Annotated in this window: 23 protein-coding genes and 1 pseudogene; 14 read left to right on the forward strand and 10 right to left on the reverse strand. The window is 64.3% G+C overall.

All coding sequences use genetic code 11. The features are described 5' to 3' along the window. Positions 1 to 5: 5 nt before the first annotated feature. The 4 genes and pseudogenes from EMQ25_RS18550 to EMQ25_RS16910 all read right to left on the reverse strand — a co-directional run. Positions 6 to 92, reverse strand: a pseudogene (locus EMQ25_RS18550) (tautomerase family protein); the annotation flags it as partial. A 107-nt stretch (positions 93 to 199) separates the two neighbouring features. Next, complete coding sequence (locus EMQ25_RS16900; protein WP_127189790.1) at positions 200 to 916, reverse strand: response regulator transcription factor; 717 nt, start codon at positions 914 to 916, stop codon at positions 200 to 202. 92 nt (positions 917 to 1,008) lie between these two features. Further along, complete coding sequence (locus EMQ25_RS16905) at positions 1,009 to 1,902, reverse strand: 2-dehydro-3-deoxygalactonokinase (RefSeq protein WP_127189791.1); 894 nt, start codon at positions 1,900 to 1,902, stop codon at positions 1,009 to 1,011. Positions 1,903 to 1,910: 8 nt separating this feature from the next. Then, positions 1,911 to 3,062, reverse strand: a complete 1,152-nt coding sequence (locus tag EMQ25_RS16910; RefSeq protein WP_158626123.1) for a mandelate racemase/muconate lactonizing enzyme family protein — start codon at positions 3,060 to 3,062, stop codon at positions 1,911 to 1,913. 105 nt (positions 3,063 to 3,167) lie between these two features. Here EMQ25_RS16910 and EMQ25_RS16915 point away from each other — a divergent pair, with 105 nt between their 5' ends. The 8 genes from EMQ25_RS16915 to EMQ25_RS16950 all read left to right on the forward strand — a co-directional run bounded on the left by EMQ25_RS16915 (position 3,168) and on the right by EMQ25_RS16950 (position 12,084). Further along, a complete protein-coding gene (locus EMQ25_RS16915) occupies positions 3,168 to 4,898 on the forward strand; it encodes an SMP-30/gluconolactonase/LRE family protein (protein ID WP_158626124.1) in 1,731 nt (576 codons plus the stop codon). A gap of 14 nt (positions 4,899 to 4,912) precedes the next feature. Continuing rightward, positions 4,913 to 6,007 carry an ABC transporter ATP-binding protein gene (locus tag EMQ25_RS16920; protein ID WP_127189794.1) on the forward strand — a complete coding sequence of 365 codons (1,095 nt, stop codon included), beginning with the start codon at positions 4,913 to 4,915 and terminating at the stop codon, positions 6,005 to 6,007. After that, on the forward strand, positions 6,004 to 6,810 hold the full coding sequence (locus EMQ25_RS16925) for an SDR family NAD(P)-dependent oxidoreductase (protein ID WP_127189795.1): 807 nt from the start codon (positions 6,004 to 6,006) through the stop codon (positions 6,808 to 6,810). Before EMQ25_RS16920 ends, EMQ25_RS16925 begins: the two co-directional genes overlap by 4 nt. Before the next feature lie 80 nt (positions 6,811 to 6,890). Next, positions 6,891 to 8,159: an ABC transporter substrate-binding protein gene (locus EMQ25_RS16930; protein ID WP_127189796.1), complete on the forward strand. Its 1,269-nt coding sequence runs from the start codon at positions 6,891 to 6,893 to the stop codon at positions 8,157 to 8,159. A gap of 58 nt (positions 8,160 to 8,217) precedes the next feature. Continuing rightward, on the forward strand, positions 8,218 to 9,153 hold the full coding sequence (locus EMQ25_RS16935) for a carbohydrate ABC transporter permease (RefSeq protein WP_158626125.1): 936 nt from the start codon (positions 8,218 to 8,220) through the stop codon (positions 9,151 to 9,153). Further along, positions 9,153 to 9,989 carry a carbohydrate ABC transporter permease gene (locus EMQ25_RS16940; protein WP_127189798.1) on the forward strand — a complete coding sequence of 279 codons (837 nt, stop codon included), beginning with the start codon at positions 9,153 to 9,155 and terminating at the stop codon, positions 9,987 to 9,989. The genes EMQ25_RS16935 and EMQ25_RS16940 overlap by 1 nt, the downstream gene beginning before the upstream one ends. After that, positions 9,989 to 10,900, forward strand: coding sequence for a dihydrodipicolinate synthase family protein (locus EMQ25_RS16945; RefSeq protein ID WP_127189799.1), 912 nt, complete (start codon positions 9,989 to 9,991; stop codon positions 10,898 to 10,900). Before EMQ25_RS16940 ends, EMQ25_RS16945 begins: the two co-directional genes overlap by 1 nt. Continuing rightward, positions 10,900 to 12,084 (forward strand): mandelate racemase/muconate lactonizing enzyme family protein, encoded by a 1,185-nt coding sequence (locus EMQ25_RS16950; protein ID WP_192895692.1) that lies wholly within the window; start codon positions 10,900 to 10,902, stop codon positions 12,082 to 12,084. The genes EMQ25_RS16945 and EMQ25_RS16950 overlap by 1 nt, the downstream gene beginning before the upstream one ends. Before the next feature lie 41 nt (positions 12,085 to 12,125). On the opposite strand, the gene EMQ25_RS16955 is transcribed toward EMQ25_RS16950, so the two are convergent. The 4 genes from EMQ25_RS16955 to EMQ25_RS16970 all read right to left on the reverse strand — a co-directional run bounded on the left by EMQ25_RS16955 (position 12,126) and on the right by EMQ25_RS16970 (position 14,659). Further along, the gene (locus tag EMQ25_RS16955; RefSeq protein WP_127189801.1) at positions 12,126 to 12,692 is read right to left on the reverse strand and encodes a nicotinate phosphoribosyltransferase; all 567 of its coding nucleotides are present in this window, start codon (positions 12,690 to 12,692) and stop codon (positions 12,126 to 12,128) included. 189 nt (positions 12,693 to 12,881) lie between these two features. Beyond that, the gene (locus EMQ25_RS16960) at positions 12,882 to 13,169 is read right to left on the reverse strand and encodes a PRC-barrel domain-containing protein (protein WP_127189802.1); all 288 of its coding nucleotides are present in this window, start codon (positions 13,167 to 13,169) and stop codon (positions 12,882 to 12,884) included. A gap of 86 nt (positions 13,170 to 13,255) precedes the next feature. After that, positions 13,256 to 13,633 (reverse strand): DUF983 domain-containing protein, encoded by a 378-nt coding sequence (locus EMQ25_RS16965; RefSeq protein WP_158626126.1) that lies wholly within the window; start codon positions 13,631 to 13,633, stop codon positions 13,256 to 13,258. Between the two features lie 123 nt (positions 13,634 to 13,756). Beyond that, positions 13,757 to 14,659 carry a LysR family transcriptional regulator gene (locus EMQ25_RS16970; RefSeq protein ID WP_127189804.1) on the reverse strand — a complete coding sequence of 301 codons (903 nt, stop codon included), beginning with the start codon at positions 14,657 to 14,659 and terminating at the stop codon, positions 13,757 to 13,759. Positions 14,660 to 14,796: 137 nt separating this feature from the next. On the opposite strand from EMQ25_RS16970, the gene EMQ25_RS16975 reads away from it, so the two are divergent. Genes EMQ25_RS16975 through EMQ25_RS17000 form a run of 6 tightly spaced genes read left to right on the forward strand, consistent with a single transcriptional unit; the run spans position 14,797 to position 22,097 of the window. Next, positions 14,797 to 15,771, forward strand: coding sequence for an ABC transporter permease (locus EMQ25_RS16975; protein WP_127189805.1), 975 nt, complete (start codon positions 14,797 to 14,799; stop codon positions 15,769 to 15,771). After that, entirely contained in the window at positions 15,768 to 16,694 is a 927-nt protein-coding gene (locus EMQ25_RS16980; RefSeq protein ID WP_127189806.1) for an ABC transporter permease, read from the forward strand. Before EMQ25_RS16975 ends, EMQ25_RS16980 begins: the two co-directional genes overlap by 4 nt. Then, on the forward strand, positions 16,691 to 17,677 hold the full coding sequence (locus EMQ25_RS16985) for an ABC transporter ATP-binding protein (protein WP_127189807.1): 987 nt from the start codon (positions 16,691 to 16,693) through the stop codon (positions 17,675 to 17,677). The genes EMQ25_RS16980 and EMQ25_RS16985 overlap by 4 nt, the downstream gene beginning before the upstream one ends. Beyond that, positions 17,677 to 18,657: an ABC transporter ATP-binding protein gene (locus EMQ25_RS16990; protein ID WP_280177649.1), complete on the forward strand. Its 981-nt coding sequence runs from the start codon at positions 17,677 to 17,679 to the stop codon at positions 18,655 to 18,657. Before EMQ25_RS16985 ends, EMQ25_RS16990 begins: the two co-directional genes overlap by 1 nt. A 33-nt stretch (positions 18,658 to 18,690) precedes the next feature. Then, the gene (locus EMQ25_RS16995; RefSeq protein ID WP_127189809.1) at positions 18,691 to 20,256 is read left to right on the forward strand and encodes an ABC transporter substrate-binding protein; all 1,566 of its coding nucleotides are present in this window, start codon (positions 18,691 to 18,693) and stop codon (positions 20,254 to 20,256) included. Between the two features lie 5 nt (positions 20,257 to 20,261). Next, on the forward strand, positions 20,262 to 22,097 hold the full coding sequence (locus EMQ25_RS17000) for a CocE/NonD family hydrolase (RefSeq protein WP_127189810.1): 1,836 nt from the start codon (positions 20,262 to 20,264) through the stop codon (positions 22,095 to 22,097). 177 nt (positions 22,098 to 22,274) lie between these two features. Here the strand turns inward: EMQ25_RS17000 and arfA are convergent, their stop codons facing one another. After that, on the reverse strand, positions 22,275 to 23,816 hold the full coding sequence (arfA, locus tag EMQ25_RS17005; RefSeq protein ID WP_127189811.1) for an arabinosylfuranosidase ArfA: 1,542 nt from the start codon (positions 23,814 to 23,816) through the stop codon (positions 22,275 to 22,277). Between the two features lie 226 nt (positions 23,817 to 24,042). Then, positions 24,043 to 25,377, reverse strand: coding sequence for a class-II fumarase/aspartase family protein (locus EMQ25_RS17010; RefSeq protein ID WP_244606637.1), 1,335 nt, complete (start codon positions 25,375 to 25,377; stop codon positions 24,043 to 24,045). Positions 25,378 to 25,401: the final 24 nt, after the last annotated feature.

Below are 25,401 nucleotides of genomic sequence, written 5' to 3' on the forward strand. Positions count from 1 at the left end.
ACTTCGCTCACGGCGGTGCTGACGCGTTTGGCGACATCGTCGCGCTTCTCGGGGCTCTGGCCCGCGACCCAGTCGATATGAACATATGGCATGCTTGTCTCCCCGTTCGTTGCAGGGGCAGACTAGGGCAGCGCGATATGGCCCTAAAGCGGGATGGGGCGGTCAGGCAGTGCGGGTTTCCACACTGGTGGAGTTGCCTTTAGAGGGCAGCCTCTATCTGCCCGGCCCGCTTCACCAGATCGGCATTGATCATGCCGCGCAGGATGGCCACGCAGATGGCTCTGGTGCGCGGGTTGAAGACCGCGATCGCGCCTGCCTCGGCCCCGCTGTACTCGGTGAGAACGCCAAGCTTGGTGTAGAGTTTTTGGAGACGGCTCTGGACGCCACGCGTCGACAGGCCATGCCGTTCAGCGATCTTCTGGTCCGTGAATCCGAGCGAAATGTCGACCAGCATGTCGTATTCGGCATCATTCAGCGCTTCGCGCCAGCCCTGCGCCCGGGCCTGAATGCCGCGAATTTCCCGGTCGATGATGCATTGGCCATCGAGGAACACGCCATCGATCGCAACGCGCAGCCGTTCGGGCGCCGACGATTTGAGAAGGTAGCCATAGCTCGCTTCACGCGGAACGATGCGCGCAAGGCTGCGCACGTAAGCCTCGTCTCCGAAGTTGGACCAGAACAGGACACGGGTCTGAGGCCGGTGGGCCCAGATCTGGCGCGCGCACTCGACGCCCGACAGGCGCGGCAACTGAAGATCGAGAACGATGTAATCGCAGGCCCCTTCGAGCGCCAATGCGACCGAAGTCTCCCCATCGCTCGCCTCCAGCACCTCAATCGGGCCGAGACTGCTTTCGGCGATGGCATCGCGAATGAACGACCGGTAGACCGGATCGTCTTCGGCAATAAGAACCGTCATTTCGCTTATCCATTTCCCATCTTCAGACGAAGTTATGACACTATTGGGAAGAAACCGACAAGCACGGCCCGCGCGGAGCGGCTGACCTGCCGTTATCGCTCTCGCTGCATTTCGGCGACAAGCCGTGCAAAGCCGGCTGCGGCAGAGCCGGTCACGACCGGAGCGGCAATGCCGAATGCCTGCAAGGCCTGCCGATAGGAAGCGGCCAGTGGGGTTTCGCCCAGAACGGCCACGGATGCCACTTCGGGCTGTCCGGCCAGCGCCTCGATGATCTCCGAGCCGATCATCACTCCGCTCATATAGCCGGTGATCTCATCTGGCTTCAGCCGATCGAAGAGAACGAGCGACCGGGCCGAAAAGAGGCGCTGGAGCACGCCTCCTTGCATGGCGCGCTTGTCCGCGGCGATCGCTACCCCGCGCGCGAAAGCCTCCTCGCCGTGAGATGCACCTGCGGGGATCAGCTTTGAGAGAAGCGAGTCCTTGAGCAGCAGATCGAGGATTTCGCCCGACATATAGGTGGTCACGTCGACGATATGCTCGCCATCGGTCCGCACCCATTTGCTGTGCGCACCGGGCAGCACCACCCATTCGGGCAGATCGCCCTTGATGCCGAAAATCGCCATCTCCTCGCCGCGCATCACGTCCGGCAGAGGGTCGCGCCGCGCGGCACCCGCGAGGAAATAAAGGGGCGGCAGGCCCTCCATCTCCTTTCGCACAGCCTCTGCCAGAAGGTCAGACGCCCCGGCGGGCACGATCGCGAAGGGCGATTCCACCCAGCCCGTGCGGCTGGTCACCATGCCTGAGAGAAGCACCGCCCGCGCGGATGGCAGCCAGTGCCCGATCTCTGCTCGCAAAGCCGCTTCGAAGGCCCCGTTCAGGACGCTGTTCACGCCCGTCCGGCTCTGGTGCTCCGCCGAGATCGATCCATCGGCTTCGAGCAACCAGGCGTGGAACGCGCCCGATGTCCATTGTACCGCGATGAACATGAGGCCCCTCAATATGCCGGCTTTATCGGAAACCAGTCCTTGCGGGACGTATCGAGATAGGCCCCCGCGATGCCGTCGACCCGATGGCGCTCAAGGGCCTCGACATCCACCTCCACCCCGAGCCCGGGACCCTCGGGTATCGCGAAGCGCCCATGCTGCAGGACGGGGGGGTTGGGGCTGATGTCCCCCCCGAGATAGGCCCGCTCGGTATCGATGGCGAGGGACAGGTTCGGGATGGATGCCGCCAGCTGGATGTAGGCCGACTGGGAGAGAGCGAGTTCCGCCCCCGAATGCAGCGTCACCGGTATGCCGACGGCCTCGCAGATCGCCGCAGCCTTAATGGTCTGCCAGAGCCCCCCTGCTTCGTGCGGGTCGAGCAGCACCACATCGGCCGCGCCGGCCCGGATGATGTTGCCCACATCGGCGAGCGTATAGGCGCTTTCATCAAGAGCGATCGGCACCGAAGACCGGGCGACGAGCGCCGCGTGCCCTGCGAGGTCATCGAGTTCGAGCGGCTGCTCGACATAGGCCGGATCAAAGGCGGCAAGCTTTTCCAGTTGGCGCTTCGCGGTTCCGGGGGTCCACGCACCGTTCACGTCAAGGCGGAGGGCGCGGTCCCCGATAGTGTTGCGGGCGGCCTCTGCCAGCGCGATGTCGGTGCGTTCGTCAAATCCGATCTTGACCTTGAACGTCTCGTAGCCCTTGTCGAGAAAGCCTTTGATGCGCTCGGTGAGGCCGGCAGGCTCGTTGGTGAAGAGGTAGGCGGCAGCCTCCACATCCTTGCGCCACTTGCCACCCCAGAGCGCATGGAGGGGCTGGCCCGCTTTTTTGCCCAGGGCATCCCACATGGCCATTTCGAGCGCGGCGATGGCCATCACTGCGGCGCGCTTGTGATGGTAGAAGCCCGCGCCGAGCACATGTCGGTGCAGCCTTTCGACGTCGGAGACCGGATACTCGATGGCGAGCGGGGCGACGATGTCGGCGAAGACCGCAGGAACATTGGCGATGAGCGAGATCGTCTCGCCCCAGCCGGAAATGCCCGCATCGGTCTCGATCCGGCAGACGAGCCGCGTCGTCCCGATCCTGCGACCCGAACCCCAGAGGATGTCTTCGGTAAACGGCATGCGGACCAGCCAATGGTCCACCCTGGTAATGCGCATTGCTCCCCCTGGCGTATGTCGCGCCTCGCGGCGACTTGACATGGAACTTAGTTCCAACTTATGAGATTGGCAACACGGCGCAGGACGCCGGTACGGGAGGGGATGATGGGCAAGGCCCAGCTGTCGGTGACGACGCAGGATCGGGAGGCCGATGGGGAAAGCCATTCCACCCCCGGCGTCCAGGCGCTGACGCGCGGCATCCAGATTCTTGAATGCGTCGCCGCAGCGCCCAGCGGCCTGCGCTTCACCGAACTGCTCGACCGGACCGGCATGCCCAAGGGCACGCTCCATCGCCTCCTGCAGGCGCTCGTGGAAGAGCGGCTTCTTGGCCTTGATACCCGCAACCAGACCTACCGCCTCGCCGCGCGCCTCTTTCAGTGGGCGCACAAGGTCTGGGACGATTTCGACCTGCGTGGTGCGGCCGAGCCGGAGCTCGAGCGCCTGCGCGACCTCACGGGCGAGGCCATTCGCCTCGGCGTGATGGATGGCGGAAGCGTGCTTTACATCGACCAGCGCGAAGTGCCTCAGCCACTGCGCCTCAACAATGGCGTGGGCAGCCGCGCTGCGCCCCATGCCAGCGGCCTCGGGAAGGCCATGCTCGCGCATCTGTCGCTCGAAAAGCGGCGCGCCCTGCTCGCCGATATGGCGCTCGAAAAGCTGACGCCCCACACGATAACCGATAGCGAGGAGCTGATCCGGCAGCTCGATCTGACCAAGGCACGCGGTTATGCGGTGTCGGTGGATGAGCAGAACATCGGCATATCCTCGGTTGCCGCGCCGGTGCTGAACCATCGCGGAGAACCGATCGGTGCCGTGGGGATCATCGGCCCGTCATTCCGCCTGCCCGTCGACCGGCTGCACGCGCTCGGGCGGGAAGTCATCGAGGCGGCGCGCCGCACGTCCGGCAATTTTGGAGAGTTCGCCATGTCGCTGGGCATCCAGCCCCGTCCGCTCGGCATCGACCGAGCCGATGTGCGCTGCGTCATTCCTGCGAGCACCTTTCTGGGTGAAGGTCCGCATTGGTCGGAGCGCGACGGAAAGCTCTATTTCGTCGATATCCTGGCGCCGGCCGTCCATACGGGCGACACCGTCAAGGGGACGTATTCGAGCCTCGCCGTGCCGGAACTCGTCGGCTTCATCATCCCCCGCGCGCGCGGCGGGTTCGTCACGGCCATGCATGGGGAAATTCGCGGCCTCGACCTCCCCAGCGGGTCCATCACGACGATCGCCCGCCCCGAGGCCGACCGCCCGGGCAACCGCTTCAACGACGGCAAGTGCGATCGCAAGGGGCGGCTCTGGGCCGGCACGCTCGCCATCGACACGGCCCCCGACCAGGGTCGACTGTGGCGGCTCGATCCGGATGGCCGCACCTATGAGATGGAGCGGGGCCTTCACGTCTCCAACGGGCTCGGCTGGAGTCCCGACGACAAGACCTTCTATTTCACCGACACCGCCAAGCAGACCATCTACGCCTATGATTTCGACCTGGAGGCCGGCACGATCGCCAATCGCCGCGTGTTCGCCACGGTTCCTGCCTCCGAGGGCAAGCCCGACGGACTGACCGTGGATGCCGAGGGGTTCGTCTGGAGCGCGCATTGGGATGGCTGGTGTGTCACGCGGTACGACCCCGACGGCAAGGTCGAGCGCGTCATCAACCTGCCCGTGCCGCGCCCCACTTCGTGCGTCTTCGGCGGACCGGACATGCAGACCCTGTTCGTCACCACCGCGCGTATCCGCCTTTCGGCGGCACAACTCGCCGACGCTCCGCTTTCGGGCAGCGTCTTTGCCATCGATACCGGCATCAAGGGTCTGCCGGACCCCATGTTCGCCGGCTGACGGAAAGCAATCTCATGGCCAAGCTGGAACTGAGCGGCATTAGGAAAAGCTTCGGGGCGACCGAAGTGCTCAAGGGCATCGACCTCACTGTCGAGCATGGGGAATTTGTCGCATTTGTCGGGCCCTCGGGGTGCGGCAAGTCCACCCTCCTGCGCCTCATCTGCGGCCTCGACGAGATCACGGCCGGACAGATGGCGATCGACGGCGAACTGGTCAACGACGTACCGCCCGCAAAGCGGGGCATCGCCATGGTGTTCCAGTCCTATGCGCTCTACCCGCATATGAGTGTGGGGGACAATATGGGCTATGCCCTGCGTCTTGCCGGCACCCCGCGGGAGGAGATCCGGGCCCGGGTCGAAAAGGCCGCCAAGGTGCTGCGCATCGACAGCTATCTCGATCGCAAGCCCCGCCAGCTTTCCGGTGGGCAGCGGCAGCGCGTCGCCATAGGCCGCGCCATCGTGCGCGAGCCGCGCATCTTTCTGTTCGACGAGCCGCTCAGCAATCTGGATGCGTCGCTCAGGGTCGAAATGCGCATCGAGATTGCGCGCATGAAGGATCGGCTGGGCACCACCATGGTGTACGTCACCCACGACCAGATCGAAGCGATGACCCTCGCCGACAAGATCGTCGTCCTCAATGCCGGCCGCGTCGAGCAGGTGGGCAGCCCGCTGGCGCTCTACAACACGCCGCAGAACCGCTTCGTTGCCGGCTTCATCGGCTCGCCGCGGATGAATTTCATGCGCCTCGGCGCACCTGGGCAGGGCGGTCGATACGCCGTTGCAGGCGGCTCGGTGCTGGTGCCTCAGGGCCTCGCCGCCACACCGGCGGAGATCGGGGTACGGCCCGAACATCTCGAGCTCGTGCCGCTCGATCGCCCGCACGCCCTCGAGGGCGTCGTGACGATGACCGAGCACCTCGGTAGCGACACCTATGCCTATGTGACGCTGGAGGGCAGCGAGGACATGCTCGTGGTTCGGCTGTCCGGCGAGAATGCGGTGCGCCGCAATGCCCGGACGGGCGTCGCTTTTGATCCTGAGATGGCCCACGTTTTCGGCGCCGATGGCAGGACGCTCGCCTCGGCGCGCCCGGTGGCGCTGGAGGCCGCATGAGCGAGCATCCCGAACTGGTCGCGCGGGTCGAGGTGGACACCGCGCGCTACCCGAGCCTTGCGGGGCGTTCCGTACTGGTCACCGGCGGCGGATCGGGGATCGGTGCATCCCTCGTCGAGCATTTCTGCGCACAGGACTGCCGCGTCGGCTTCATTGATCTGGACGCAACGGTCGCTGCCGGCTGCGCGGATGTCATTGCGGCCAAAACCGGCAATCGCCCCGCTTATGCGGTTGCGGACCTGCGCGACATCCCGGCGCTGCAAGGGGCGATCGCGGAGCTTGCAGCGAGACTTGGCCCCTTCACCGTCCTCGTCAACAATGCCGGCAATGACGACCGCCGGCCAATCGAGGCGGTGACGCCCGAATACTGGGACGAGCGCCAGGCCACCAATCTGCGCCACCAGTTCTTCGCCGCGCAGGCGGTGCTCGAGGGCATGGAAGCCACGGGCGGCGGCTCCATCATTAATATGGGATCCATTTCCTGGATGCGCGGCGCTGCCGGGCTCATCTTCTACACGACGGCGAAGTCCGCGATCATGGGCATGACCAAGTCGCTCGCGCGCGAGCTGGGCGAGCGGAATATCCGGGTCAACTCCATCGCGCCCGGCTGGGTGCTGACCGAGCGGCAGGTCGTTCGCGCCAAGGCCATTTACCAGGGCAAGTTCGCCGAATACCTCGAGGCCCAGTGCCTCAAGGAACACCTTCTGCCCCCCGACATCGCCCGCATGGCGCTGTTCCTGGCGGCAGAGGATTCCCGCCTCATCACGGCACAGACCTTCATCGTCGATGGAGGCGTCGTCTAGTTCTGGCGGCCGGCGGAACGCGGTCGCACGTCCGATGGACGTTTGAAACACAGTTCCAAGCATCTTTGGGAGGAAACAGGATGAGATTACTGTCCAGGATCATGAGCACCGTCGCCATTGTCGGCGTGATGGGGCTCGGGACCGCACAGGCTCAGGATTTGAGCTTCATGAGCTTCACCTACGCCGAGGAGGCGAACACCGCGACCGTTCAGGCCCTGCTCGACGGCTTCAACGAAGCCGAAAGCCTCTCGGTCGAGCCGCTGGGCTTCGCCTGGGGCGACATGCAGCGGAACATCTTCCTGCGGGCCCGCTCCAACACGCTGCCCGACGTGGCCCAGTTGTCCGAGCGCTGGCTGCCCACCTTCGCCAATCTCGACAGTCTCGTCGACCTCAACACGGTCTACGGCCAGGAGACGCTCGAGGCGACCTTTGCGCCCGACGCCCTTGCCATGGGCAATATCGATGGGCGCCAGCTTGCCCTGCCGCTGATCTCGGGCTCGATCGGCCTCGTCGCCAACAAGGCGGTGCTCGAAGAAGCGGGCGTTGAAGCGCCCACCACGCTCGCCGAGTTCAAGGAGGCGCTGATTGCGGTCCGCGACGCCGTACCGAACTCGGTGCCCTACAGCATGGCCACCAAGAACAATGGCTCCATCCTCATCGACTTCATGATCTGGAACTGGGTCCATGGCGGATCGATCATCGATGCCGAAGGCAATGCAGTGGTCGATAGCGCGGAAAGCCGTGCTGCCCTGCAATTCATGGTCGATCTGATGAACGAGCGACTTGCCGCGCCCGAGATTGATCGCCCCGACAGCCGCCGCCTGCTCGCGCAGGGCGCCTCGGCCTTCTATTTCGATGCCCCGCAAACCCGGACCTTCCTGCGCGACTTCTCGGGCCAGGGCGAGGCCTTCGACGTCAACGTGCTGCCCCTGAGGACGCCGGTTCTCAACGAAGGCGACGCGTCCACATCGGTGCAGTGGGGTCATCTGCTCGTCCAGTTTGCCCCCGGCGGAACCGCGTCGGCCGAAGATCCGGCGGACAAGTTCCTTTCCTACCTGACTTCCGATGCCGTGCAGACCGATTTCCCGCTCAAGATGAGCGCATTGCCGGTCACCAATTCGGCGCGTGCCGCCGTCGCTGACGATGCCTATCTCACCGCTTGGGCCGAGGCCACCGGCGCCTCCCGCACGAACGAAGTGGGCATCTGGTCCAACGCCGCCGACATGACCACCATCATCGGCGAGGAAGTGCAGGGCGCGCTGCTGGGGCAGAAATCGGTCGATGACGCGATTGCCGCCATGCAGGCCCGGCTCACCGAATCCATGGCCAACGCCACGCCCGCCGGCTGATCCGGTTCGACGCGCCAGCCGGTCGCCAAGGGCGGCCGGCTCCATCGAGAGGTCCGACATGGCAGCCATCGACACCAAGCTTTCCCACTATCCGGTATCGCCCCGGGCCAGCCGCCGCGGCCTCAAGGCGGGTCAGTCCCGCATCGGCCTCCTGATGCTCCTGCCGGCGGCGATCGCGTTCGCCGCCATCATTCTCTACCCGTTCCTGCAGGCTCTTGGTCTGTCGCTCTACCAATACACGGTCGAGATGATGTCACCCCAATGGACCGGCCTATCCAATTTCGGGCGCCTGCTTGGCGACCGGGCCGTCTGGGGCTCGTTTGCGACCACCGCCATCTACGTCACGCTCACGACCCTCGGCACTCTGGTGCTGGGCCTGGGGTGGGCACTGCTGATGAACCAGCCTTTCCGTGGGCGCGGTGTGCTGCGCTCGCTGTCGCTGCTGCCCTGGGTCCTGCCCTCCACGGTCTCCGCCTTCATCTGGGGCTGGATCTTCAATTCGCGCTATGGGGTGCTCAACGCGCTCCTTCTGCAAATGGGCCTCATCGAGTATCCGCAGGCCTGGCTCTCGACCCCGCAGGGCGCGATGCTCGCAGTGGTGATGACCAAGATCTGGCTTTCCATTCCCCTGTTCATGGCCTTCTTCCTCGCCGGTCTGCAAAATCTCGATCGCGAGCAGATCGACGCCGCCCGCGTCGACGGCGCGGGAAACTGGGCGATCCTGCGTGATCACATCCTGCCCCATCTGCGCCCTGTGCTGATCATCGTGGTGGTGCTCGGGGTGATCGGCAATCTGCAGCAGTTCGACACCATCTACGCCCTCACCGGGGGTGGCCCGGTGCGCGCCACGGCCGTGCTCTCGGTCGAGGTCTATCGGCGCGCCTTCGAGCAATGGGATATCGGCATCGCCTCGGCGATCGGGGTGCTATGGGTCGCCACCCTCCTGCCGCCGGCCTTCCTCTACCTGCGCATGCTGATCAAGGGGAACAATTGATGTTCGACCTCTCCTCGACCACCGCCAAGGTCGTCTTCGGGCTGGCGCTGCTCTTTATCGGCTTCTTCCTGTTCTTCCCGCTCTACTGGCTCGTCATCTCTTCGCTCAAAGGCAATGCCGAGCTCTATCAGATCATTCCGACGCCGGCCCCCGTCATGCCGACGCTCGAGCATTTCGCCAACGCGATCACCCGCGGCAAGCTGCCGATGTATCTGACCAATTCGCTGATCACCTCGGGCGCCAGCGCCCTGCTGGTGACGGTCCTGGCGCTCTATGCGGGCTACAGCTTCGCCAAGTACCGGTATTTCGGGCGGCAGCCGGTCATGCTCTTCATGCTGAGCGCGCAGATGTTCCCCTTCGGGCTCCTGCTGATCTCCATCTATCCGATGATGAGCAGCCTCAACCTGCTCGACACCCAGCTCGGGCTCATCCTCAGCTACATCGTCTTTGCGCTGCCGGTCTCGACCTACATGCTCTACAGCTATTTTGCGCAGGTGCCCGACGAGCTGATTGATGCGGCGCGCGCCGATGGCGCAAGCGATCTGCGCATCTTCCACACCATCGTCATCCCCATCTCGATCCCACCGATCGTCACGGTCTTCCTCTACTCCTTCATGTGGAGCTGGAACGACCTGCTGTATTCGATGACCCTGATCGTATCGGACAGCAAGCGCACCATCGGGCCGGGCCTGCTGCTGACCTATCTCAACGAAGTCAATTCCGACTGGGGCGGCGCCATGGCCGCCTCACTGATGGCATCCGCGCCGATCGTCATCGCCTTCATGTTCCTCCAACGCTTCTTCATCCAGGGCGTCACCGCCGGAGCCGTAAAATAATGTCCAGAACCCTTTCCGGTGCCTTTCCCGTGCTGCCGACGCCGTTCCGCGACGATGGCCAGATCGACGCCGCCGACTTCCTCTCGGTCATCGATTTCGTCCTCGAAAGCGGGGTGGATGGAGTGGTCTATCCGGGCGTCGCAAGCGAGGTCGATACGCTCACCCCCGAGGAGCGCCGGAGCCAGGTCGTGGTGCTGGCCGAACGCATCGGTGGCCGGATCCCCATCATCATCGGCGCCAGCGATCCCGATCCGCAGATCGCGGCTCGCCATGTCGCGCAGGGAGCGGCTGTCGGCGCGGCTGCCGCCATGGTCATTGCTCCGCTCGGGCTCGGCAACGACATTCCAGCGCAGATCGCCTATTTCCGAGCCGTGGCAACGGGCGCAGAAATCCCGATCATGCTGCAGAACCAGCCTCGGCCCATCGGCGCCGGCCTCACGCCCGAAGAGACGGCGGCCGTGGCCAATGCGGTGCCCGAGATCCGCTACATCAAGGAAGAGACAGCGCCATGCGGCCAGCACCTGACGCGCATCAAGGCGGCGGCCGGTGAAACGGTAGAAGCCATCTTCGGTGGGGCGGGCGGACGCTATATTACCGACGAGCTTGCCCGCGGCGCCGCCGGCACCATGCCGGCCGCCGAACTTGCCGACATTCACGCCCAGATGATGCACGCCTGGCGGGCAGGAGACGTCGCGACGACGCGCAGGCTCTATTATGCCTCGCTGCCGCTCCTCAACTTCCAGGCCGTCTTCCGCATGCACATGACAAAGGAAGTGCTGCGCCGCCGCGGGGTCATCGCCAATACCTTCGTACGTGGCAAGGGTCCGAAATTCGACGATGGCGATCGGGCCGAACTCGCCCTGCTGCTTGCCGATGCCGACCTTCCCTATTCGAACCACAGGCCCAGCTGATGGCTAACACTGTGGACGCCATCGCGAAGGTCGAGACCTTCATCATCTCGATCCCGCGCGAAACGCCCTATCTCGGGCCCCTCAAGGCCGGCGAGACGATCAATGCCCGCGGCTATTTAGTGCGCAAGGGCAACCGGACGATCTATCCCTCGACCGACATGACGCTGCTTGTCCGGATTACAGGCGAAAGCGGCAAGGTCGGCTGGGGCGAGTGCTATGGCATCGTCGCCCCGGAGGCGACCAAGGCCATCATCGATGATGTGCTCGGTCCCGTGCTCATCGGCCGGGACCCGGCCGATGCAGTGGTCATCCACGAAGACCTCTATGATCTGATGCGCGTCCGCGGCTTCTTCGGCGGCTTTTACCTCGATGCCCTAGGCGGGATCGACATCGCCCTCTACGACCTCACCGGCAAGGTGCTCGGCGTCCCGGTCTCGACGCTGCTTGGCGGACGACGCCACGATACCCTTCCAGCCTATGTGTCGGGTCTTCCGCGCGCCACCATCCAGGAGCGCTGCGATCTGGCCCTCGAATGGATCGGCAAAGGCTACAAGGGCATCAAGTTCGCCGCAGCAATGTCCGACGAGGGCATCGTCGCCGAAATGGCCGCCTTGCGCGAAGCGGTCGGCCCAGCGATCGACATCATGGTTGATCTGCACTGGAAGTTCGAAGCCGCCGAAGCCATCCGCCTCATTCGCCGGCTCGAGGCCCATAACCTCTACTTCGCCGAGGCCCCGGTGCAGCCGGAAAATCTCGAAGGGCAGGCCCGCGTCGCGAGCGGCATCGGCGTGCCCCTGGCGCTCGGCGAGGAGCTCAGAACCGTTTTCGAGTTCCGCCCGCGCTTCGAAGCGCGCGCCATGAGCATCGTCCAACCCGAAATCGGGCATACCGGAATTACCGAGTTCGTCCAGATCGGCCGCATGGCGCAGGCGTTCCACATGAACGTCATTCCCCACGCCTCGATCAGCATCGGCATCTTCATGGCAGCGAGCCTGCAGGCCGCCTCCAGCCTGCAAAACGTGCCCTATCACGAATATCAGCATTCCGTCTTCGACCGGAACCTCGCCTACACGACGGGCGACATGGCCTGCAGTGGGGGTGCCTATACCGTCCCGACCGGAGCCGGCCTCGGCGTCGAGCCTTCCGAAGACATTTTCCGATACGTCATTCGTCGCCAGGATTGACCGGAAAAAAAAGGCGGCCCCCGCAGGGGCCGCCCGAGAGCTTAAGCCTCGTCGTCGACGATCAGGGTCAGATTGCCTTCGCCTGAGGCGGTGATGGCCACGACGTCCTCGAGCGTGAAGTCGCCTTCGGCACTCAGGGCGGCTTCGACTTCGGCGCGCAGTTCGCTGTTGGCGGTGATGGCAGCCCGGAGATCCGCGAGGGTCGAGGTCTGCGCGTTCACGGCCTGATCGAGCGCATTGGCGTTCTCTGCCGCATTGCCCTTGAGTTCAGAGAGGGTGATCACCTCCACCTCGATATCGGCGGCCAGCCCTTCGATGTCGGCCGCCGTCATGCTCGAGGTGCGCAGGCTCGAGATCACTGAGCCGTAATTGGTGCTTGCCGAAGCACCGAGCGCAGCGTTCCCGCTGGCGCCGGCGCCGCCGGCATTGGCGTTCGCCCCGGCATTTGCATTGGTGTTTGCGCCTGCATCGACGCCGACGCCACCGGCATCGACGCTGACGCCGCCCGATGCACCGACTGCGCCGCCCGCATCCGCCTGGGCCAGCGCCGCAGTGGAGGTGCCGACGAGAAAGGCTGCCGTGGTCACGATCTTGGCGAGAGTTTTCATTGTTCTTACTCCTTGTTGTCCGCCCGCCCCTTTCAACCCGTTCCCCGGGAGGACGTTGCGCAATTCAACAGGAGTGAATCTTTGTCATCGTATTGACAGCTAAGACCTATTTGGCCTCCACGCTGCGGAGGGCCGCGCCTCCGTCTTTTACCCCGAAAGAAAAAGCCCGGCTCGCGCCGGGCTCTTTGCTCAGTGGTGATGCTCGGGCATCTCCTTGAGCTGATCCTTGGTCCAGCTCGTCACGGCATGGACGTCGCCATCCTCGTCGCGCATGAACTGCAGGTCGCTCAGAGGCACCGCCACTGGCTTGGCGCCAATGCCCAGGAACCCGCCCACATCGACGATGACGGAGCTTCCGCCATGGACGTGGTCGACCTTGCCGACCTTGTGGTCGTCCGCGCCATAGATCGTCGCGCCCTCGAGGATGTCGGGGGTAAGCTCGCTCGGGGTGAGCCGCACGTGGTTGCTATGGTCCATTGGATGTCTCCTTTCGGTTGATAGAGGCAGAACCCCCCGGGGCCGGCATGCGTTCCGAAAAGCCTCGGGGCGCTTTGCCACATAGCTCACTCCAGCGCGTCGCTGAGGTCGCGGGCCCAGAGAAAACCGATGATGGCGCCCTTCACCGGACGCAGCAGAAGGAGCGGCACCAGAACCGAAAGCGGCACCATCACCATCAGATAGGCTGCCGGGCTCGATCGGCCGCTGAGTTCCATCTCGAGCATGACGAAGATCAGCACATGCGCCACGATCATGATCATGATGAAGGGCAGGAAGAGCCCGACCGCGTAGCGCGCGAGGGGTTCACCGCACACCGGACAGGCCGCGACCTGTTCGATGAAGCGGGGAAAGAGCCTGCCCTCCCCGCAGCGCGGGCACCTGCACCGCAAACCATTCCAGATCGCACGACCCGTACCGGGCTTCGGAAAACGCTCGAGCGACACTTTGCGCCTCCTCATGTTCGGCGTTCGTGACCGTCAGGCGACCAACCGCGTCAACGCGCGCAGGGTTCCGAAAATGACCTGGGCCGCATGCCCCCTCATGGCCTTGCCAACACCCCAGGGTCGTCAGGAGCGCGCCTCGACCAGTTTCCGGCTGGTGATCTTCATCAGCTCGAGCGCCGTCGTCACGATCGAGGGCGTCGGCGCATTGCGTGAGGTGATGGCGGCAAAGGTGTGCGGCAGGCTGATCTCGAAGCTGCGCACGGCGATGTTGGGGCGAACCTCGCGGCTGGCGATCAGCGCGTTGGCGAGGGTAATGCCGATGCCCGCTTCGACAAAGGACCGCGCCACATCCACCGCATGCGTCTCGAGCACGACATTGGGAACGATGCCGGCCTTCTCCATCGCTTCGTCGAGCTGGACGCGGAACGGGCGATGCCGACCGAGCAGGACGAGCGGCACGCCGCGCAGATCGCGTACGCGCACCATGTCGAGCCGCGCCAGCGGGTGGTCCTGGGGGATCAGGGCCACTGTCGGGGCCGTCACCAGTTCCTCGAGCGCAATGGCGGGGTGATCGACCGGGGTCTTGATGAGGCCGATATCGGCGCGACGCATGGCAACGGCGTTGACCGCCTCGTGATAGGTGAAGAGATCGACCGAAAACTTGAGCCGGGGATATCGCTCCTGCATGGCTCTGAGAACGGGCGGCAGGAGGCTGGTCGCCAGGCCGTGGGGCGTCGCGATCTTCAGGGGACGCTGGCCCCAGCGGTCGGCGCTGGCGACGGCCTCGACGCCTTCGAGCGCCCTGCTGACCTCTTCGATCAACTGTCTCGCGCTGTCGGTGGGATAGAGCCGCCCCTGTCGCCGTTCGAAGAGGACCTCCGCCCGCGCGGTTTCAAGCTCTGAAATCAGCCGGCTGACCGAGGGTTGGGACACGCTCAGCACCTTGGCGGCGTGGAGCGTCGAGCCCACCGTCATCACCGCGCGGAAGGCCCGCAGATGGCGCAGTTCAATCCCCGTTTCGGGCATCGCCTCAGCCCCGATCTATTTGTCCGGCAAATACACTCATTTGGGTAGATCATAAGATTGCACTGCGCAAGTGCATGGCCGAGGCTGGTTGGGCAAGGCACGAGCCCCCGAGGGCCCAAACGGAGAGAGGGTGCCGAATGGTCTTTATCATCAGGCGTCTGTTGCAGGCTGTGCTCGTCGCTCTTGTGATGTCGGTGCTGGTTTTCGCCGGTGTCTTCGCCATCGGCAATCCTGCAGATATATTGATCGACCCCGAAGCAACGCAGGCCGAGCGCCTGCGGCTGATCCAGCAGCTCGGCCTCGATCGCCCCCTTTACGAGCAATACTTCATCTTCCTCGGCAATCTGCTGCAGGGCGACTTCGGAACGAGCTTCGTTTTCAACCGCCCGGCGCTGCACATCATTTTCGAGCGCATGCCCGCAACGCTGGAACTGGCCTTCGCGGCCATCTTCATTGCCGTGGTGATCGGCATTCCGCTCGGGCTCTGGGCCGGCCTGCGCCCCAACGCCGTTTCCTCCAAGGCCATCATGGCAGGCTCGATCCTCGGCTTCTCGCTGCCCAATTTCTGGCAGGGGATCATGCTGATCCTCCTGTTCTCGGTGACGCTCGGGTGGCTGCCGGTCACGGGTCGCGGGCCTGTCGGGGAGTTTCTCGGCATGCGCTCCTCGCTCTTTACCCTCGAGGGGCTCCGGCATATCGCGCTGCCGGCCTTCAACCTCGCCGTGGGGCTCCTTGCGCTCGTCATCAGGCTGACGCGTGCCGGAACGCTCGAGGTGATGCCGCAGGATTTCATCCGGTTTGCGCGCGCCAAGGGGCTGCGCGAGCGTCGCATCATCTTCATTCACCTATTGCGCAACATCCTCATTCCGGTGGTGACGGTGGTGGGCATGAGCTTTGGCGGCCTCATCGCCTTCGCGGTGGTGACCGAGACCATCTTCGCCTGGCCGGGCATGGGCAAGCTCATCATCGATTCCATCAATGTCCTCGATCGGCCCATCATCGTTGCCTATCTCATGGTGATCGTTGTGGTGTTCATCACCCTCAACCTCATCGTCGACATTCTCTATTCGATCATCGATCCGCGCATCCGGCTTGAGGAGGCGGGACAATGACGATCGCAAGCGTGACGCCGACGCCAAATCCCGCGCCACCGGCCATCGAAGGCGAAGCGCCATGGCGGCGTGTCGTGCGCGAGTTCGCCAAGAGCTGGACGGCGATGTTCGGGCTCCTGCTGCTCGTGCTTGTCGTGCTGATCGCGATTTTCGCGCCGCTGCTTTCCCCGCAGAACCCCTATGACCTGGCTTCCCTCTCGATCATGGACAACCGGCTGCCGCCCGGCGAAACCGGATGGGGCGGCATGACCTATGTGCTGGGCACGGATGGTCAGGGCCGCGACATGCTTTCGGCCATCATGTACGGGCTGCGCATCTCGCTCGGGGTCGGGGTGGTGAGTTGTACGATCGCACTCTTCATCGGCCTCGCGGCGGGGCTGGCGGCGGCCTATTTCGGCGGGCGGGTCGATACGATCATCATGCGGATCGTCGACCTGCACCTCTCCTTCCCCGCCATTCTGATCGCGCTCATCCTGCTTGCGGTGCTTGGGCGCGGCATCGACAAGATCATCATCGCGCTGATCGTCGTGCAGTGGGCGACCTTCGCCCGCACCGTACGCGGGGCTGCGCTGGCCGAGCGGCGCAAGGAATATATCGAGGCTGCCCAATGCCTCGGCCTGCCGCAATGGAAGATCGTCTTCGGGCATCTGCTGCCCAATTGCATGCCGCCGATGATGGTGATCTTCACCGTGGAGATCGCCTCGGCCATCGCGCTCGAGGCCACGCTCTCCTTCCTCGGGGTCGGCCTGCCGATCACCCAGCCCTCGCTCGGGCTGCTGATCTCGAACGGGTTCCAGTTCATCCTTTCAGGCCAGTACTGGATCTCGGTCTATCCCGGCATCGCGCTGCTCGTGCTCATCGTCGCCATCAATCTCGTTGGCGATCAGCTTCGTGACATCCTCAACCCACGGAACGCCCAATGAGCGCGCTGCTGGAAATTGCGGACCTCCAGACCCATTTCCTCGCCGAGCGCGGGGCGGTCAAGGCGGTGGACGGGGTCTCCTTCAAGGTCAATCGCGGCGAGGTGCTGGCGGTTGTCGGGGAATCGGGCTCGGGCAAGTCGGTGACCGGGCTCTCCGTGATGGGGCTGATCGGCAAGCCGGGCAAGATCGTCGGCGGCAGCATGCGGTTTCAGGGGCAGGATCTGAGCGCGCTCAGCCCCGAAGCGATGCGCCAGCTGCGCGGCAACCGGATCGCCATGATCTTTCAGGACCCGATGATGACGCTCAATCCGGTCCTCAGGGTCGATACCCAGATGATCGAGACCCTGCGCGCCCATCGCAAGATTTCGAGGAAAGACGCCTGGACGATCTGCCGCGATGCGCTGGCGCGGGTGGGCATTCCCGCGCCCGACGAGCGCATGCGGTCCTATCCGCACCAGTTCTCGGGCGGCATGCGCCAGCGCGTGGCCATCGCCATCGCGCTCCTGAACGATCCCGACCTCCTGATCGCCGACGAGCCGACGACCGCGCTCGATGTGACCATCCAGGCGCAGATCCTCGCGCTCGTGCAGGGGCTGGTGGCGGAACGCGGCATGGGGGTGATGTGGGTCACCCATGATCTCTCGGTCGTTGCGGGTTTCGCCGATCGCGTCGTCGTCATGTATGCGGGCGAGGTCGTCGAAGAGGGGCCGGTCGACCGGGTCATCTCCCGGCCTGCCCATCCCTATACGTTGGGGCTGATCGGTTCGGTGCCTTCGCGCAACAAGCGCGGCGCGCCGCTGATGCAGATCCCCGGATCGACGCCCTCCCCGGTCAATCGCGGCACCGCCTGCCGGTTCAAGCCGCGCTGCCGGTTCGCCAGGGCAAAATGCGAGGACCATCCGCCGCTCATCGAAAGCGCGACCGGCGCTTCGCGCTGCTGGTTTCACGAGGAAGTCGCCCTAGAGAGCAGGGAGCCTGCATGATGGCCGAGCCGCTCCTCAAACTTCAGAACGTGTCCAAGCGCTTTTCCAAGCGCATCGATCTCGCCGGCAAGATCGCGCGCCGTCTGGGCGCCCGGATTTCCGAGCAGACGGTGCATGCCGTCGATGATGTCTCGATCGATATTCACGAAGGGGAAGTCGTCGGGCTCGTCGGGGAATCGGGATGCGGGAAGTCGACGCTCGGTCGCGTCGCCGCCGGCATCCACGCCCCGAGCGAGGGCACCATCCACTGGCGGGGCAATAAACTTGAAGGCGGGGGAAGCGCGAAGGACCGGATGCGGGTGCAGATGGTCTTTCAGGACCCCCTCTCCTCGCTCAACCCCCGCCACCGCATCGACCGGGTGATCGGCGAGGCCCCGCGCCATCATGGGCTGGTCAAGGGCAGGGCGGTCGACGCCTATGTCGCCGAACTGCTCGAGAAGGTCGGGCTCGATCCTTCCTATCGCACACGGTTTCCCCATCAGTTTTCAGGCGGGCAGCGCCAGCGCATTGCCATTGCCCGCGCGCTCGCGGTCAGGCCCGAGCTCATCGTCTGCGATGAGTCCGTATCAGCGCTCGATGTGTCGGTGCAGGCGCAGGTGCTGAACCTCTTCATGGACCTGCGGCGTGAACTCGGCCTCGCCTATCTCTTCATCAGCCATGATCTTGGCGTGGTCGAACATATCTCGGACCGCGTGGTCATCATGTATCTGGGGCGCGTCGTCGAAAGCGCCCCGACGCCGGAGCTCTACGCAAAACCGCTCCATCCCTACGCCCACGCGCTGCTCAACGAAGTGCCGCGCCTCGTAACCGGCAAGCGCGTCTTCGAGCCGGTCAAGGGCGAGATCCCCTCGCCTCTCGATCCGCCGTCCGGCTGCCATTTCCACCCTCGCTGCCCCATCGCCGACAGCCATTGCGCAAAGGTCAAGCCCGACCTGCGCGAGGTGGCTCCGGGTCGCAGCGTGGCCTGCCACAAGGTCTGACCGACCGCTGAATTTCAAAGGGAGAACCAAGCAATGAAGACGACGCTCAGAACATTGGCCCTCGGAACGGCTTTTGCCGCCCTGATGGCCGGCTCACCGGCGCTGGCGCAGAGCCTCACTGTGGCGCTGCAGGCCGAGCCGAGCTCGATCGACCCCCAGTTCGCGACCACCGGGCAGAACCAGCAGATCGCGCTCAACATGTTCGATACGCTGGTCCGCTTTTCGGACACCGGAGGCTTCGCGCCCTCGCTCGCCACCGAATGGAGCGTGGCGGAGGACGAGCTGACCTGGACGTTCAGCCTGCGCGATGACGTGACCTTCCACGATGGCTCGCCCTTCACGGCCGATGACGTGATCTTCTCAGTCGAGCGCGTTGCGGCGATCGAGAACAGCCCCGCACCCTTCGCCCAGCGCGTGGCCAACATCGCGAGCATCACCGCTCTGGACGACTACACGATCGAGGTGGTGACGACCGACCCCGCCCCGACCCTGCTCAACGATCTGGGCACGATCTATATCGTCTCCGATGAGATCGGCGATGGCGTCGGCTCGGACCAGTTCGGCTTCGGCGACGCTGCGATCGGCACCGGCGCCTACCGGTTCGTTTCCTATACGCCGGGCGACCGGCTCGTCATCGCCCGCAATGACGCCTATTGGGGCGATGTCCCCGATTTCGAAGAGATCGCCATCCGCTTCATCTCCTCGGACGCGTCGCGCGTGGCCTCGCTCCAGGCGGGCGAAGTCGACATGATCGATGCGGTGCCGCCCAATGACCTCGACCGCCTGCGCGCCCTCGATGGTGTCGAGGTCATCTCGGCTGCATCGGCCCGCATGGTCTATATGGGCTTCGACCAGGGCGGGGAAACCACCCCCATGGTCACGGGCACGGACGCCAATCCCTTCCTCGACAGGCGCGTGCGCGAAGCTCTGGCGCTCGCCATCGACCGGCAGGCCATCGTTTCGCGCATCCAGTTCGATTCCGGTGAGCCGGCCGGCCAGTTCGGGCCCGAAGGCATTTTCGGGCACAATCCCGATCTGGCGCCGACCGAATACAATCCCGAACGCGCCCGCGAGCTGCTCGCCGAAGCCGGGTATCCCGAGGGGTTCGGGTTGACCGTCCACGGCCCCAATGACCGCTACATCAATGACGGCATCGTCACCCAGACCGTCGGGCAGATGTGGGCGCAGATCGGCCTCGATGTCGGGGTCGAGACCCTGCCGTTCAACGTCTATTCGCCGCGGGCGACCGCACGGGAATTCTCGGCCTTCCTCTTCTCGTTCGGCATCACCACCGGCGAGACGAGCCTCGGGCTGCGCAATGTGCTCGCAACGTTCGACGAGGCGCGCGGCTGGGGTTCGAACAACCGCTTCCGCTACTCCAACGCCGAATTCGACGAGACGCTGGGGGCCGCTTTCGCCGAGTTCGACGAGGCCGAGCGTGAACGCCTGCTGCAGGAGGCGGCGCGCATCGCGATGGAGGATTTCGCCATCACCCCGCTCTACTGGGAAGGCAATAACTGGGCGGTGCGCGCAGGCCTCGTCTTCACCCCGAGCCCCGATGGGCGCTCGCTGATGACCAATCTCTCGAGCGCGGACTAGGCGTCATGGTATCGGCACTGCCCGCACCGTCCATCGTGGATACCGTCCTGCGCGACGTGATGGTGCCCATGCGCGACGGTGTGCGGCTGGCGACCGATATCTTCCTGCCGGAGGGGGACGGACCATGGCCCGTCCTCATGGAGCGCACCCCCTACGACAAGACCCAGCCGCGCGCCAATGAGTTCACCCTCGACCACCCCGGTGTGTTCGGGCGCGAGGAGCTCGCCGGCTTCTTCGTCGGGGCGGGGTTTGCGGTCGTCTTTCAGGACTGCCGGGGGCGCTACGCCTCCGAAGGCCGCTTCACCAAATATCGCGGCGAGGCCGAGGACGGCTTCGACACGCTTCAATGGATCCATGCCCAGGGCTGGTGTGACGGGCGCATCGGCACGTTCGGGCTCAGCTATTCGGCCCATACCCAGCTTTCCGCTGCCGCGCTCAACCCGCCGGGACTGAAGGCCATGCTGCTCGATTGCGGCGGCTTTTCAAACGCCTATCAGGGCGGCATCCGCTTCGGCGGTGCGCTCGAACTCAAACAGGCCACTTGGGCCTTCCGCCATGCGCTGCGCAGCCGCGAAGTCGCGGCGGACCCCGAAAAGCGCGCCGCGCTCGAAGCGATCGACCTCAAGGCGTGGTTCAGGACGATGCCGTGGTCACGCGGCAACTCGCCCCTCAGCGCCGTGCCGGGTTATGAGGACTATCTCTTCGAGCAGTGGGAAAAGACCCTGTTCGACGACTACTGGAAAATCCCCTCGCTCTATGCGGCCGGCTATTACGAGCGGATGGCCAAAATGCCGTCGGTGCACATTTCGGGCTGGTACGACCCTTATGCGGTGACCGCCGTCGAGAATTTTTCGGGCCTCAGGGCGCTCGGGCACCCCACCTCGCTCATCCTCGGCCCATGGACCCATGGCGCGCGCTCGAAGACCTATGCTGGCGACGTCGATTTCGGCGCCGCCGCGACGTTCGAGGCCGGCATGGGGCAGGATTTCGTCACCTGGCGCATTGCCTATTTCCGCAACGTGCTCGACGGCGAGCCCGCGCCGGGCATGCCGGTGCGCGTCTTCGTCATGGGCGGCGGATCGGGCAGGACGCTCGATAGTGGCCGCAGGGACCATGGCGGAGCGTGGATCAGCGCCCGAAGCTGGCCGCCCGAGCAGGCCGAACCGATCTGCCTCTATCTCGATCGTGGCGGCAGCCTCTCCCGCAGCCTGCCGACGGGCGAAGGCCGTCACGACTATCTAGCCGACCCGGCCCGGCCGGTGCCGACCATTGGCGGGCCGATCACTTCGGGTGCGCCGCTCATGGAAGGCGGCGCCTATGACCAGCGTGCCGATGCGCGCTTTTTCGGCGGGGACGACAGCGCGCCCGCCACCGCCGAGCGCGACGATGTGCTGGTCTTCGAAACCGAGCCCTTGAGCGAGGATCTGGTCCTCATCGGCGATGTGTCGGTCGCGCTTTTTGCCCGGTCGGACGCCGAAAATACCGACTTCACGGTCAAGCTGGTCGATGTCTATCCCGACGGGTTTGCGATGAACCTGTCAGACGGCATCCTGCGGGCCTGCTATCGGGATGGCTTCGAGAAGGCCGTTCCCCTCTCGCCGGGCGAGCCCGAGCGCTTCGAGATCAGGCTCTACCCGACCGCCAATCGCTTTGCCAAAGGCCACCGCGTGCGGATCGAAGTCGCGTCGTCCAATTTCCCGCGCTTCGACATCTGCCCCAATGTCTCTCCCGGCAACGACCTCGACCCCGACCGCAGGATCGCGCGAAACACCATTCTCACCGGGCCGGAGACCCCTTCTGCCCTCCACTGCTCCACCCTCCCCGTCGCGCACCTGGGGTGAGGGGCTTGGTCCTCGGCTGTGGCCGAGGTAAGCCTCTGGGTATCCTCCAGATTTTCATAACGTCCGCTGCAGCAGAAGGCCGACGCATGAAGATCTATAGGGTCAACAAAGAACAGATCGCCGCGATATGACTTCAGCAGGCGCCCGGACTGGGGACGGCAGCCCAAGCACGACATTTCACAGCTCGCATTTCATCCGAACGACCGTCCATGAGGCCGGTGGCAGGGTTATACGGCCTTTGTCGTCCGCCCCAAACGCCGGCAAGGGCGCTGGAAACACCGGCTGTTGATCACGGGTGTTGATCGCTTCGAGATCGTCGTGACGTAGCACGGTGGCGGTGTCGGGCGTGAGGGATGAGAAGCCGGTGCCATCGATGGCGACGGACATGGCTTCGTCGAGGCTGCGGTTAAGGAGGAAAAGCGTTACGATCTTCTCCTCGGCCGAATATACCACGGCCGCCTTTAGGAAGGGGACGGCCGGCATTTCATGCGCAAAGTCGTTTTCCCCTCGAGGGGCATGATAAACGGTCGCGTAGGTCGGCGAGTTTACGCTCGAGCGCAGAACATCGCCGCGGCCGAGGTTGGCAAAGTCCGCGAACGGCCAGAATATTGTCTGCCGCCAGGCAGGTCCTCCTGTTTCAGTGAGGATAGGAGCGATGGCGTTGACGAGCTGCGCGAGGCACGCGGATTTGACCCTGTCGGCGTGGTTCAGCAGCGAGATGCAGGCGCCGGCGAAGGCCAGCGCATCCTTCATCGTGTATCGTTCCTCGAGGATCGACGGCGCGACGGGCCAGCCGGGTAGCGTGCGGTCGCTGCCGCTGCGGGTCCGGTACCAAACGTTCCATTCGTCAAAGCTGAGGTCGATGCGCTTGTCTGATCCGAGTTCAGTCGCAACCTCGTCGGCGATACCGATGACCTCTTCGATGAAGTCATCCATCGCGTCAGACGAGGCGAGGAAAGCCGGCGTGTCCCTGGCCTGATCGTTGAGATAGGTGTGCAGCGAGATGAAATCGATCTGATGGAATGTGTGCCGCAGCACTTCGCGTTCCCATGCCCCGAAAGTCGGCATGTTGCGCCCCGACGACCCCACCGCTGCGAGCTCGATACTCGGGTCGATTGTCCGCATCATCTTGGCGGCCTCGACGGCGATCCGCCCATACTCGGTCGCCGTCTTTGTTCCCATCTGCCACGGACCGTCCATCTCGTTACCGAGGCACCAGAACTTTATGTCGTGCGGTTTTTCCCAGCCGTGCTCACGGCGCAAGTCCGAATATTTTGTTCCGGCGGGGAAGTTGCAGTATTCTAGAAGCTTTCGCGCGTCATCAGGCCCCCGGGTGCCGAGGTTCACCGCCAGCATCGGCTCCAGATCACCCTTGCGACACCAGTCGATGAACTCATTGGTACCAAACGTATTCGGCTCGATCGACAGCCAGGCCAATTCCAGCCGCTTTGGGCGATCTTCGACAGGTCCGACACCATCTTCCCAATCATAGCCTGAGACAAAGTTGCCACCCGGATAGCGGATAATGGTCGCGCCGAGTTCGCGCACGAGTTCGAGGACGTCACCACGGAACCCATCATCTGTTGCCGTCGGATGGCCCGGTTCGTAAATCCCGCCATAGACGCAGCGACCCAGATGTTCGACGAAGGCTCCGAACAATCGACGGTCCGTGGCACCGATGACGTCCGAGCGGTCGAATGTCAGTGTCGCCTCAAGCATTTTGGTGTCCTTCTGGGTGAGCAGTTTGCGGTAGAGTCTGATGACGTGCTCGTCTGGTGGAAGTCAGTGGCGCCTGGGCCCGGAACGCACGGATGGGGATCGGCGGGGTCGCAGAGTACTGGCGCGATGCCCCTGGTTTCGATGCCCCCCAGCTTTCGCCGATGCCAAAGCTGCAATGCAGCCTCTCAGGCGAAGGGTAGGGCTATCGTCAAGGATGGCCGTCTCGTCATTCGATCAGAGACACCATCTGCTCCTCGATCCAGTCTACGATTTCCCGGACATAGCGCTGCGGCTCGACGAGGTCTGCGAGTTGCAGGGTGCCGTCGCGATCTGCGAGCGCAGGGTGGGACAGGATGGCGGTCTTGAAAGATTGTCCGTGGTCCAGGGACTGGGAGACCGCGTCGTAAAGCACATGATGGGCATGCCCACGGCCAATGGCAGGGGCGAGCGCCATCATGATGCCTTCGGACATGATCATGCCATTGGTGAGTGAGAAGTTCTCCAGCATCTTCTCCTCGTCCACGGCGAGACCGGAAAGGACGAGGGCGAGTTTCTCGGCCAGGCTCGCTCCCATCACGGCGACTTCGGGGACCGTCACATCGGCCACATTGCTCGTGGCCGCGTCGGCGTCATTCAGTCGGACCAGCGAATCGAGCAGTATCGGAATGCGTGCCTTCAGGAGGCGGCAAACTCCAATGATGTTGTTGGATCGCGCAGGGTTGCGCTTCTGGGCCATGGTGGAGCTTCCCACGAGCCCATACTCGAACTTCTCGTGGACTTCGGCGATTTCGGTCCGCTGAAGGAACGCGATCTCTACCGCCATCTTCTCTATAAGGCCCGCAAGCACCCCCAGGGCGCTCATATAGTTCGCCATGCCGTCGAAGTTTGAGCGCGCGGGCACACGGACCGGCCGAAGGCCAAGAATTTCCGAAGCGCGCTGCTGAACCTCGCGGCCACGTCCACCCATCGCTCCGAACGTGCCGGCCGCACCTCCAAAGTGCCCCACGAGTGCATCAGCAGAGGCGTCGACAAGTCGCTCCCGCTGCCGTCGCAACTCGAGTGCCCAACCGGCAAGCCGGTAACCGAAGGTCACTGGCACCGCATGCTGACCATGGGTTCGGCCAGCCTGGATGGTCGATGCGTAGCGTCTGGCATCGCTCGCGAGCACCGACACGCAGTGGTCGAGATCGGCGACGAGTTTTTCGTGCGTACGCTTCAGCTTTAATGCAGCGCCGGTATCGAAGATGTTCTGTGTGGTGATACCCCAATGCAGGTAGCCTGCGACGTCGTCTGGGCACATCGCCTCGAACTGACGCAGAAAGGGTACCAGTGGATGCAGGATGGCCGACACGTCGGCCGCCATCTTGTCCATGTCGAACTTGTCCACGCTGACCGCAGCGGCCATTCGCTCATGGGTATCGGCGGGGATCATGCCCAACTCGCCCTGAGCTCTGGCCAACGCGATCTCGGCCTCGATCCAGGCCTTGATCGTAGCTCTGTCGTCCCACATGGCGATGGCGTCGGCGCTAAACCATCCACGAGTGATGGCCGAAGAGTACATGTCGAACACGGTACGGGCTTTCTG

Origin of the sequence: Arsenicitalea aurantiaca (assembly GCF_003994485.1) — a bacterium.
Lineage (GTDB): Bacteria > Pseudomonadota > Alphaproteobacteria > Rhizobiales > Devosiaceae > Arsenicitalea > Arsenicitalea aurantiaca.